The organism is Nostoc sp. KVJ3 (assembly GCF_026127265.1).
GTDB lineage: Bacteria > Cyanobacteriota > Cyanobacteriia > Cyanobacteriales > Nostocaceae > Nostoc.
Genome location: NZ_WWFG01000005.1, coordinates 45584 through 58366, shown reverse-complemented (window position 1 = coordinate 58366; position 12783 = coordinate 45584). Strand labels below are relative to the sequence as shown.

Below are 12783 nucleotides of genomic sequence, written 5' to 3'. Positions count from 1 at the left end.
GCTTATGTCATACCCACCAGGCGTTTTCGCTTGCCAGCTAACATTTGGGCGTACTGGGCCAATAAGTTCTATATCAAAATCAATTTTACTTTTTACCAGTAATTCACTATCTACGTATCCTGCATCTACAATATGTTCTTTTGGAGATAAGCCTTTGGCTTCCAGAGATAAATGAATTGGTTGTGTTTGGTCTACATCTGTGATTTGAACGATAATTTAGCCAAACGGTCACGAAATACTTCACTCTGTACTAGGACAACATATAGTTCAAGTTTCAGCTAATTTATATCGAGCCGCAACTCCTTTAGGTAAACGGTACTCTTCTAACGCACGTCCGTAACGTTCAAACCACTCATGGGGAACCCATGAGCGCAACCATTCTGGGGCAACTGTTGCCACTGCGTTTAATGCTGCACGTAAAGTTTCGGCTACAGTTTCCAGGCGATTCAAGTTACGAATTGCTGCCAATACATGGGTTGAATCGGTGCGCTGTTTTCCTTTCTCTTTGATAATTCCTTTTTCTTTAAATTGCTTTAACAAGATATCTAGTAATTTCTGTTCGGCACTTCCAGAAATTAATCTGATTCTGAATTCGCAGAGTACACTAAAATCAAACCCTGGATCTGTTAATTCCAGGGAGAGTGCATACTTCCAATCAATTCGACTGCGAACTGCAACTGAAACGCTTGTCTGTCAGTCATCTCCTCGATATATTGCATGACGCAGACCAAAGCTAACCGCCAAGGACTAAAAGCGGGTTGCCCAAGTTTTGGAAACAGTTCTTCAAAATCTTGGTCTGTGTAGAGAGTACCGATTTCATCCCTCATAGTCATGTATAGATTGCCTTTTGGGAAAGCGGCACGAGCCACACGCACTGTTTCTTCTGGGATGGGGTCTATGGCTTGCGGTTGAATCACTCAATTCCTCCTTCACCGCAGGTGATGGTAGATGCTTGTTGATTAACATCATCCCATTTTCCTCAACGTCTGCTCGCTTTAGCATTTGTAGGGTTTTCAAATGTAAAGAAATATTTCGCCAACAGCATCCATTGATACTCACACCTCTACACTTTGGTTGTAATTTGGTCGCACATTTTTGTGACTAAAAAAGTGCAGTGTCACACCCCACTTTCAAAAAATTACCACCAGAAATATCTTGTGATTCTAAAACTGGTTAGCTTGAGGGGTCTTACCCCCTATTCGCCAGCAGTATCCTTTAAGAAGTCGGGGATCTGAAGACTAAATTATACCGGAATTGCAATGATAAATTCTGTACCCTCACCCAAAACCGAGTTACAACTCAATTTTCCACCGTGGGTTTCTTCGACTATTTGACGAGCGATCGCTAACCCTAATCCCGTCCCTTTACCGACAGCTTTCGTAGTAAATAAATGGCCAAATATTTTTGATTTGACTTGTTCACTCATTCCCTTACCATTATCAGCAATGGCAATTTTAACTAGATTATTTTCGATTGATGTTGTAATCGTAATGCAGTTAGGATTGGCTTTGATTTCTTCAAATGTGCATCCGGTGTTAGATTCATCTAAGGCATCAATGGCATTTGCTAAAAGATTCATAAATACCTGATTTAATTGACCGGGGAAGCATTGAATTTGAGGCAAATTACCGTAGTTAGTGACAACTTCAATGGCGGGACGTTGTTCATTGGTCTTGAGACGATGTTTCAAAATTAAAATTGTGCTATCAATACCTTCGTGAATGTTAAATGGCACTTTGTAGTCTTGATCGGCACGAGAGAAAGTACGTAAACTGGTGCTGATATTTTTCAGCCTGTCGCACGCCATAGACATAGAATCAATCATCTTGGGCAAGTCTTCTAAGCTATAATCCAAGTCGATTTCTTCAGCGTGGTCAATAATTTTATCACTTTTGTTAGGTAAACTTTCTTGATAGAGTTTTAAGTGTTCGATAATATCAGTAAACGTTGGTTTAGCTTGTATGAGACTGGCAGAAATAAAACCGAGGGGATTATTCATTTCGTGAGCTACCCCTGCGACTAAGTTACCCAATGCTGACATTTTTTCACTTTGAACAATTTGTAATTGTGCCTGTTGTAAATCTTGCGATTTTTGCTGCAATTCGGCAAACGATCGCTCTAGCTGTTGGGAATATTCTAGCGATCGCTCATAAAGTCGGGCATTTTCCAGAGAAATCGCAGCTTGAGCGCAGAGTAAATTGAGTAGTTCGATGCGATCGCTCGTAAACGCCCCCGTTGCTAAATTATTTTCTAGATATAAAATGCCCAGCAACTTACCTTGATGCAAAATGGGGCTACACAAGATACTTTTAGGCTGCTGACGAATGATATACGGGTCATTGGCTAAGATCAGATCAGCCGTCGCATCAAGGAACACAGCAGTCTGTCTATCGTGCTTCACTTTATAAATCAGCTTCAGGGGAATGTCCTGACTGTCCTCAACCAGAAGGCGCTGCAACACGACTGGCTCCGAACCCTCAATAATTAACCCTTTGATCAGCAGGCAATCATCTCGCAAAAGCATAAATACACATTTATTAGCCCCTGCATTTTCGATGACGATAGAAAGCAACGATGAAAGCAGTTTTTCCAGTTCGATTTCGCCTGAGATAGTTTGGGAAGCTTTGAGAACAGTTTTTAAATCTAGGGCATCCGAAACACTGCTAATGGTAGAAGTGACCGGAAAGGTGGATGTGACACTCCCCAAGGCAAATATAGTTTCGTTAGTTGATAGAAGAGAGACCAGAGAACGGGTTTGCTCTAGGATGGGAGCAAGCACTTTGGAATAGCGTTTTTCCAAGTCGGCAATCTTGGCTTTAGCACCCAACGAGCATAACAATAGTAGGCGTTTGTCATGTATTCTTGGGCAATGCGCTCTTTGCCCCAATCGAGGTAGAACTTTGCCGCCAGTTCGTTAGCAAGTGCTTCTTCTTGAATATATTCGTTGGCTTTGGCTCCAGATATAGCCTTGTCGTAAAACTCAATAGCTTCAGCTTTTTGTCCTAAGACTCGACATTTTTCAGCTTCTACCAAATCAACTTTATGCTGGTGATTCATGGGGGCAAAGTGCGCCCAATGCTGTAACTGGGTTTGGTTTTGTGCCACCCGCTCTAATACTGTTGATGCCTCGGCTGACGGTTGACTCAACAGTTCCAGAGCAATCAGAGAATCATAGAAATAAAAGGCAGGTTCGCCGATCATTCCCGCAGCAGCCCTTAAATAGTTTCTGCCTAAGAGTGCATTGTTGTTAGCTTGTTCAACTTCCCCAAACAAAAAGCAAAGGGTCAGCTTATACAAATAGAATAAATGCAATCCAAGTAGGTCATTTGCCGACAGCAGCAGGGGCAGAAATTCCGTCTCTTGCAAGGCTAACCCAGACAAAATACTAGGATGCGACCCAACTCCCAGTAAGTTTAGTATAGATTGCCAATCGATCCGGCAGTAATTGGCTGTGGTCAATTGATTAACTTGCACCAAACCATTGTAGTAGGTGCGCGTAGCCTGCTCCAAAGTGTCCAGGGGCTGACCACACCAAAAAGAATTCATACAGAAACCGTGTCCAGTATATCCAACAAATTCCAGGTTTCCGACTTCTAGACCAGTCGCATAGCCCTCCCTGAAGAGTAGTAACGTTTCTTTGATGTGAGCTTTGCGGTGGTGGAGAAACCCTCCTAGCAACAGTAATACTTCAGGTTTACTCGCTTTAGCATCGAATTTTAAGACGACATTTAATGCCAACTGAGCAAACTGTGTTGCTAAATCTACATCTTGCAAGAGATTACAGAGAATCCTGCCATAGCAAGCATAGTTATGAGATGAAATAGCTATGTTTCCATACCGTAGGGATAATTTGACTGATAAGAAAGTCAGTAAGAGGAACAAGGGAGAACCACAGATGCTAGCTGGTGGGATGAGGCTGCTGGCAATCTGGATAATGGCAATTTTGTTTGCATCACTCATCATCGGGAGGTGAACAAACGTTTCAATTTTCCTGTCGCCAATTAGTTCGCTAATCTCTTGGATTGACTGTTGAATATCCTCTGGCGTGGGTGTTTCTGGAAAGGTGACACCCATCTGTTGCAGGATCTGGATGCCGATCGCAATGGCTTCGGTCAGTTTACTTTGAGAGGTATTGACTTGAATTCTAATCTGGTAGACATTCACCTTTTCTAGCAAAGAGTGTGCCTGGGCAATGACCGTCTCAATGAACTGTTCCATCGCCTCAAAGTCACCGCACAGCATCGCCAATTCCGCCGCATCGTCATGGAATGATCGAGTCATTTCATATTGTTGCTGCCAAGCATTTTCTCCCAGCAATGATAATCCAGTGCTGGCATATTCACGCCCTGCTTGATAGGCTGTGGCACTTTTGGCTTTGCGACAGGCAATCAGATTAAGCCCAGCTAGTTCATCTCGTTCTGTTTGTTGGCTAATTAAAGCAGTTCCGTGATTTAATTGATTGACTATTTCAAAAATCCGGTCAACTCTAGCTTCTGAGGAAATCTGTTGTAAAAGTAGTTGCCCGATTTGGTAATGAGTCGTCTGTTTTTGGTCATCGGGAATCAGAGAATAAGCAGCTTGTTGGACGCGATCGTGTAAGAATTTGTATGTAACAGTCTCAATATTTTCCGATGGATGTGCAAGACTTTCTTGCCCAACATAAAACTTATAAACATCACTGAGCGGTAAAATTAATCCTTCTTGTAATGCTTTCCACAAATCAGCAGCCGCCTCAATTGTCGATTTTTGCGAAACAATTGCCAAAGTTGCTAAATCAAACTGATTCCCAATACAAGCAGCTAATTGCAAGACATTTTGAGTTGATTGTGGCAGTTTTCGCAATTGAAATGCCATAAAAGCCACAACGTCATCTGTAACTGCTTGAGTTATCACTTGTACAATATCACATTGCCAACAGCCTAATTCAAAATCAAATTTAATGAGATTATCTTGATGCAATGCTTTGAGAAACTGGGTTGCAAAGAACGGATTCCCTTGAGTTTTTTGAGAGACTAATTGAGAAAGAGTCCATGCCAAATTTTCTGTACATTTGAGTGTGTCAGCAACTAACTGATTTACTTGCACTTGACTCAGTGGTGCTAAAGTAATCGTGTTAATTGTGGCTTGTGCTTTTTGAATTTCACTCAAAGTTAACATCAATGGATGTCCTGGGTTGACTTCGTTATCACGGTACGCACCAATTAACAAAAGATACTTTGTATCAGCCATCAATAGCTGCATTAACTTCAGCGATGCTGAATCTGCCCATTGCAAATCATCCAAGAACATCACTAATGGATGTTCTAAGCTGGTAAAAACTTGGGTAAATTTTTGGAACAATAAATTAAATCTATTTTGTGCCGCCGTTCCTGATAATTCTATGGCGGGTGGTTGTTCACCAATAATTCTTGATAATTCGGGGATAACTTCAATAATTACCTGTCCATTGTCTCCAACTGCCGATAATATTTGGTTACTCCATTGTTGGATTTGGGCATCACTTTCGCTTAACAGTTGTCCCATTAAATCCCGGAATGCTTGCACAAATGCCGAAAAGGGAATATTCCGTTGAAATTGGTCATATTTCCCTTTGATAAAATAACCACGTTGGCGCACAATTGGTTTATGAACTTCGTTGACAACCGCAGTTTTACCAATTCCTGAAAAACCAGCTACCAGCATCATTTCTGTTGCACCCAGGCTGACTCGCTCAAATGCATCAAGTAATGTTTGAACTTCGGTTTCTCGTCCATAAAGTTTGTCGGGGATGATGAAGCGATCGCACACATCCCGTTTCCCAATCTCAAAACCATTCATTATACCAGTTTGCTGTAGCTGATGCAAACAATTTTCTAAATCAAACTTCAGTCCCAATGCACTTTGATATCTGTCTTCACCATTTTTTGCCATCAATTTACTGACAATCTCGGAGACTACAGACGAGATTTGTGGGTTAATTTCATGTACGAGGGGTGGAAGTTTGGCAATATGACAATGCACCAATTCCATCGGATCGTTTGATGGAAATGGTAACTCTCCAGTGAGTAATTCGTAAAAAGTGACACCCAAAGAATAGAAATCAGTCCGGTAGTCAATCCCCCGATTCATCCTTCCTGTTTGTTCTGGGGATATATAAGCAAGTGTTCCTTCTAAAACATTAGGATTGACTAGCGTTTGCGTTTCTCGTGGTAGCAAAGAGGCAATACTAAAGTCGATTAATTTAACTTGCTTGGTTTCAGGATGAATTAAAATATTGCTGAGTTTGATGTCTTTATGAATAATCCGCTCCCGATACAATATATCTAAGGCATTGCACAGTGCGATCGCTATTTCTAAAAACTCCTGTAGAGACGTTGCCTGTAACGTCTCTACACGGGTGAAATATTCTTTTAAAGAAATCCCCCCAAAATCTTCCATCACCAGCGCATAGGCATTTTGGTAGGGTTCCAGGCTGTAAGTGCTGATAATCAAAGGTGAGTTGAGATTTTTGGCAATAGTATACTGATTACGAAACTGCACCAATTCGCCCAAAGCCGGATAAGGATTTTTCAGCAGTTTAATAACTACAGGTAATGAGTCATTCTCTCGATAACCACGATAAACCAGAGTTCTAGAACCATTGTAGAGTTCATCACTGATGCGATATCCGGGAATATTGACAAGAGTGCTAACCATATTGTTAAATCTTGAATAGTTTCAGATTTAGTATTCCCATAGGGCTAAAGATGTTAACGCTCTCCTAAGAAACCCCAAGGAAATGCGGTTTCTTAGGAGAGCGTTAAATAACAACAGCAAAATTTTATACTGGTATTTTGATGATAAATTCTGTACCTTCACCTAGAACAGTATTAAAACTCAATTTGCCGTTGTGAGTTTCTTCGACAATTTGCCGCGCGATCGCTAAACCTAAACCCGTCCCTTTACCGACAGCTTTTGTAGTAAATAAATGGCCAAATATTTTTGATTTGACTTGTTCACTCATTCCCTTACCATTATCAGCAATGATAATTTTTACACAGTTATCTTCTAGTAAAGTTGTAATTGTAATGCAATTGTGTTTTAGCTGAATATTCTCAAATGTGCGTCCATGATTCGATTCTTCTAAGGCATCAATAGCATTAGCAAAAAGGTTCATAAATACCTGATTTAATTGGCCAGGGAAACATTCAATTTGGGGTAGATTTCCATAGTTTTTGAGTACTTCAATTGCTGGACGCTGTTCGTTTGCCTTCAAACGATGTTTCAAAATTAAAATTGTGCTATCAATGCCTTGGTGGATATTAAATGGTACTTTGTAATCTCTATCAGCACGGGAGAAAGTTCTTAAACTAGTACTAATGTTTTTGAGCCTGTCACACGCCATAGACATAGAATCAATCATTTTGGGCAAGTCTTCTAAGCTATAATCTAAGTCAATATCTTCAGCATGTTCAACGATTTCATCACTTTTATTAGGGAAGCTTTCTTGATATAGTCTAAGATGCTTAACAATATCAATAACAGTGGGTTTAGCTTGTTTGAGACTAGCAGCAATGAAACCTAAAGGATTATTCATTTCATGAGCTACCCCAGCAACTAAATTCCCCAAGGCAGACATTTTTTCACTTTGAACTATTTGTAATTGGGCATTTTGTAGATCATTTAGCGCTTGTTGCAAATCAAATGATTTTTGCTGTAAAGCAAGTTCTGATTGTTTGCGTTCCATAGCTTGCCGATGAGCATCGCTAATATCTCGCATTACAACCACTGCACCAAGTTTATTACCCGAAGCATCAATGATTGCTTGTCCACTTGCTAACAAAACTCTCGTAGAACCATGCTTCGGTGCAATGATCATTTCGACATTTTCGACTATTTCCCCTTGAAAAGCGCGAAATAAAGGAATTTCTGTTGCAACTAGGGGTGTTTGTCCATCAGGCTGATAGAGATCGAAGTGTTCTGTCCATTGTTCTGGTGGTAATGATTGTACTGGTAAGCCATGAAACTGATGAGTTGCTTTGTTAAATAAAGTCAATTTGCCACTAGCATCACAAACCACAATCCCATCTGTAATAGTTTCAATGATGGCATTTAAGAACTCTCTTTCTTTAGCTAAAGATGCTTCACTCCGTTTTAATTGTATTAGTGATGCTTCTAACGATTGGGATTTTTCCTGTTCTCGCTCATAAAGTCGCGCATTTTCTAGAGAAATAGCTGCTTGGGCACAGAGGAGATTAAGTAGTTCGACGCGATCGCTAGTAAAGGCTCCAGTTGCTAAATTGTTTTCTAAGTACAACACGCCAAGCAATTTACCCTGATGCAAAATTGGGCTGCACAAGATACTCTTGGGCTTTTGTTGTTGAATGTAAGAATCGTTGATTAATTGCGGATGCACCGTGGCATCAACAATCACTGCTGGTTGTAAACTGCGTTTGACGGTATTAATTAAGCCAACTGGCAGATCCTGAGAATCTTCAACAGGCTCTGGATTGAGCAACATTGAGTCAAAATTGACGTGGGCAATTTGGTTGTTTTTTACAGGGCTAAAGGAAAGCCGTGCTAGCGCCTGAATCATTAAACGGCCTGACTCCAAAAGCATGAATACACACTTATCAGCCCCCGCATTTTCAATGACAATATGCAGCAATACCGAGAGCAATTTTTCGAGTTCGATTTCGCCAGAAAGGGTTTGAGAAGCTTTGAGAATGGTTGCTAAATCTAAAGCAAAGGAGATGCTACTACTGGTGGAAGTGGCGGAACTTGTGGAGGTGACACTCTCCAAGGCGAAGATAGTTTCGTTGGTTGAGAGAGAAGGGGAGGTTTGCTGGAGGATAGGGGCAAGTAATTGGGGATGGCGTTTTTCCAGATCGGCAACTTTAGCTTTTGCACCCCAACGAGCATAGCCGTAGTAGGCGTTCGTCATGTATTCCCCAGCTATCCGTTCTTTGCCCCAGTCGAGGTAAAACTTAGCGGCTAGCTCATTGGCAAGTGCTTCTTCTTGAATATAGCCGTGTTCTTTAGCAAGAGCGATCGCGCGATCATACAAATCTATTGCCTCGGCTTTGTTGCCTTGCACTCGCTCTCGTTCCGCCTCCACTAGATAAAACTTGTGTAAGAAATTCATCGGCGCATGAGTTGCCCAGTATTTGAGTTTTTCTTGATTGGCAGCGATGCATTCTTTTATTTGCTGCTGTTCTGGGGTTGAAAGTTGCCCAAACCATGCTAAGTGGGCTAAAGACTCATAGAAATGAAAGATTGGTACATAGAAAAAAGCCAGGATAGCATCCAAATACTGTCTTGCCTGCCCAGCTTCTTGTACAGCTTGTTCAAACTCTGAAAACAGATAAGACACAACCAGTTTGTTAATCCACAGCAATGCTAGTCCGGTGCGAGCGCCTGCTGCTTCATTTAATGGAAGTTGATGCTGTTCATTGTAGGCTGTACCGCTCAATACCACCACGTTATCTGCATCCCCCATTAAATTGAGCAAAATTTGTCGAATCAACTGGGAATAATTTAGAGTTATATTCTGCTTGAGATGCTTGAGTGCTTCACAATATCCGGTAACTTCCGACTCTAATTTCGTTAAATTCTGTCCGGCAAAATAGGAATAAAAACAGTAGTTATACGCAGAGTAGCCCGCGAAAGCTAAATCGCCCACATCTAAACAACTACAATAGGCAATCTGCAAGGGATGTAATGTCTCACGCAGGTGCATTTTCCAATGTCTTGTGTACAAATAAACTAGTAATAAAGTTTTCCCTTTCAATTCAGAATTTTGATAGCGTGAAAGTAAGTCCAGGGCCAACTGACCAAATTCATAACCTAATTCAACGTTTCCGAACACACCACACATCAATATTCCATAAGAGACATAGCTAAAAGTCGAGGTTGATTCATTGCCATAGGCGACAGACAAATAAACCTTTTTTAAAATCACCAGTAAATACAGCTGTGGCCGGGACAGATAAGCGCAGGGTGCTACTGATGTCAAAATTCGAGCTGCTGCCAGGATGCTTGCATCCATCGCTTCGCTGAGGTTGAGTAACTCAGCAGGTAATCGCTCTCCAATTGCATCTGAGACGGTACTAAAGGCAGCAGACATGTCGTCCTGAGTTGGCGCTGCGGGCAGTTCCACTCCTAATTGCTTTAAAATGGTAAGTGCTGCCGCGATCGCTTGGGTAAATTCACCCTGGGCGGTGAATGCCTCAATCTTCACCTCATAGACGCTGATTTGATCTAATGGAGTTTTGGCGTGGTTTAGGATTAGGTTAGCAAAGGCTAGCATCTGTTCTAAATCACCGCTCAGATAAGCGGCTTCTGTAGCGACTTGATGGAGTACTAGAGTCAACTCATACTGATGCTGCCAACTGTTTTGGGACAGTAACCCTATACCCACCTGGGCATATTTGCAAGCAGCAGCATAGGCGGTTGCAGCTTTTGCTTTGCGACTTGCAATCAAGTTAAATTGCACCAATGCTTGACGTTCTGCTGGTTGGGCAATCAATTCAACTGCGACATTGAGTTGACTAACTATTTCAAAAATACGTTCTTCCCGATTGCTTTCGGGGATGTTACTCAAGAGTAACTGCCCAATTTTTAGGTGAGTTGCCTGTTTTTGCTCCTCTGCGATCAAGGAATAGGCAGCTTGCTGGACGCGATCGTGTAAAAATTTGTAAACACAGGTGTCAACCTTCTGTGTTGAGGTTTGGATAGTGGCGGCTGAAGCTTCAGTTTGATAAAACTTGTAGACTTCACTAGTTGGAATGATAAATCCTTCTTGCAATGCTTTCCACAAATCCGAAGCGGTTTGAGTCTGCGACTTTTCAGAAACGATCGCTAATGTCGCTAAATCAAACTGATTGCCAATACAGGCTGCTAATTTCAAAATATCTTGAGTGATGTCGGGCAACTTCTGAAGCTGTTGGGTCATAAATTCCACCACATCATCGGTGAGAGCCAAAGCTTTGACTTGCGTCACATCACACTGCCAAAAACCTACCTCCCAATCAAAGGTAATCAGCCGATCCTCATACAGCGCTTTCAGAAACTGAGTTGTGAAAAAGGGATTGCCTTTAGCTTTTTGATAAACCAACTCTGTCAACGGCAATGCTTGTTCAGTTGTACAACTCAGGGAGTCGGCGATTAAATGGTTGACATCTGTTTGACTCAAGGGAACTAGGGTTAAAGTACTGACACAGGAGGATGCTTTTTCAATTTCATCTATTGTCAATATCAGTGGATGAGCGGCAAACACCTCGTTATCGCGGTATGCGCCAATAATGAATAGATAGCCGTCATCACTCTGGTTCATCAACAGCTTCAGCAAATTGAGCGATGCCGAATCTGCCCACTGCAAATCATCAAGAAACATCACCAAGGGATGCTCTCTGGTGGTAAACACCTGAATAAACTTTTGAAACAGCAGATTGAAACGGTTCTGTGCCGCACCGCCCGATAGTTCGGCGATCGCGGGCTGTTTGCCGATCATCTGCTCCAGTTCAGGAATCACCTCGATCAAAACTTGCCCATTCTCTCCAACTGCTGCTAAAATCTTTGTCTGCCATTGCTCAAGTTGAGTATCGCTTTCACTGAGTAACTGCCCCATCAAATCCCGAAAGGCTTGCACAAAAGCAGATAAAGGAATGTTGCGGTTAAATTGGTCGTATTTACCCTTAATAAAGTAGCCGTTCCACCGGACAATCGGCTTATGCACTTCATTGACGACTGCGGTTTTGCCAATGCCAGAGAAACCTGCCACCAGCATCAGTTGGGAGCTACCATTGGCAACATGGCCAAATGCCTCCAGTAACGTCTGCACTTGTGATTCCCGTCCGTAGAGCTTTTCGGGTATGAGAAAGCGATCGCTGATATCTCTCTGTCCCAAATCAAACCAGCTATGCTTGCCTGTTTCTCGCCACTGTTCTAAGCAAGTCACTAAGTCATGTTTAAGTCCCAGCGCACTCTGATAGCGATCTTCGGCATTCTTCGCCATCAGTTTGCGGACAATCTCCCCCAACATTAAGGGCAAATCGGGGTTCAAATCGCAGAGAAAGGGGGGTTGCTTGGCAATATGGCAATGCACCAACTCCATCGGTTCATGGCAATCAAAGGGCAATTGTCCACTCAGTAGTTCAAAGAAAGTCACACCTAATGAATAAAAGTCGCTACGGTAGTCAATACCCCTGTTCATTCGTCCGGTTTGCTCTGGCGACAAATACGCTAGTGTTCCCTCCAGTCCGTTGGGACTTTGGATCTCTTGGGTTTCTCGTGGTAGGAGTGAGGCAATACTGAAGTCAATTAGCTTGATTTGTTTAGTATCAGGATGAATCAGGATGTTACTTGGTTTAATATCTTTGTGAATGACACGCTGTTGATGTAGTTGATGTAAGGTGTCTAATATTTGCAGGGCAATAGCAAAGAATTCCTCTAAGGCTAGTGGTTGTCCTTGGGTAAATTGCCGCAAGGAAATGCCACCAAAGTCCTCCATTACCATGACATAACCATTATGATAAGGTTCTAAGTTGTAGGGTTTAACGATACCAGGAATATCTAGGTTATTAGCGATGCCTTCGGCGGTAAACAACGCATATTGGTTGCGAAACTGGACTAATTCGCTAAAACTGGGATATTCTCGTTTTAAGAGCTTGATGACAACTGGTTGGCGATCGCATTCTCGTACTGCCCGATACACATAAGTCCGAGAACCTGAATAAAGTTGCTCTATGATTTGGTAGCCAGCGATCCTTAGAGTTTCATCAACTTTTGCGCTCATAATTTTGTACCATAATTCCTTGTCTCAGG

General features: G+C 42.1%; 3 protein-coding genes and 1 pseudogene. All 4 read right to left on the bottom strand.

Translation table 11 applies throughout. The annotated features are described in order from the left end of the window. Positions 1–306: 306 nt before the first annotated feature. A pseudogene (locus GTQ43_RS41925) lies at positions 307–917 on the bottom strand (transposase); the annotation flags it as partial. Between the two features lie 326 nt (positions 918–1243). After that, on the bottom strand, positions 1244–2779 hold the full coding sequence (locus tag GTQ43_RS41920; RefSeq protein WP_414859175.1) for an ATP-binding protein: 1536 nt from the start codon (positions 2777–2779) through the stop codon (positions 1244–1246). Then, positions 2761–6675, bottom strand: a complete 3915-nt coding sequence (locus tag GTQ43_RS34510) for an ATP-binding protein (protein ID WP_414859174.1) — start codon at positions 6673–6675, stop codon at positions 2761–2763. The genes GTQ43_RS41920 and GTQ43_RS34510 overlap by 19 nt, the downstream gene beginning before the upstream one ends. A gap of 124 nt (positions 6676–6799) precedes the next feature. Further along, positions 6800–12754, bottom strand: coding sequence for an ATP-binding sensor histidine kinase (locus GTQ43_RS34505; protein ID WP_265277235.1), 5955 nt, complete (start codon positions 12752–12754; stop codon positions 6800–6802). Positions 12755–12783 lie beyond the last annotated feature (29 nt).

Excerpts from the sequence above, each read along its gene's own strand:
- GTQ43_RS34510 (WP_414859174.1), bottom strand. The coding sequence starts at position 6,675 with ATGGTTAGCACTCTTGTCAATATTCCCGGATATCGCATCAGTGATGAA.
- GTQ43_RS34505 (WP_265277235.1), bottom strand. The coding sequence starts at position 12,754 with ATGAGCGCAAAAGTTGATGAAACTCTAAGGATCGCTGGCTACCAAATC.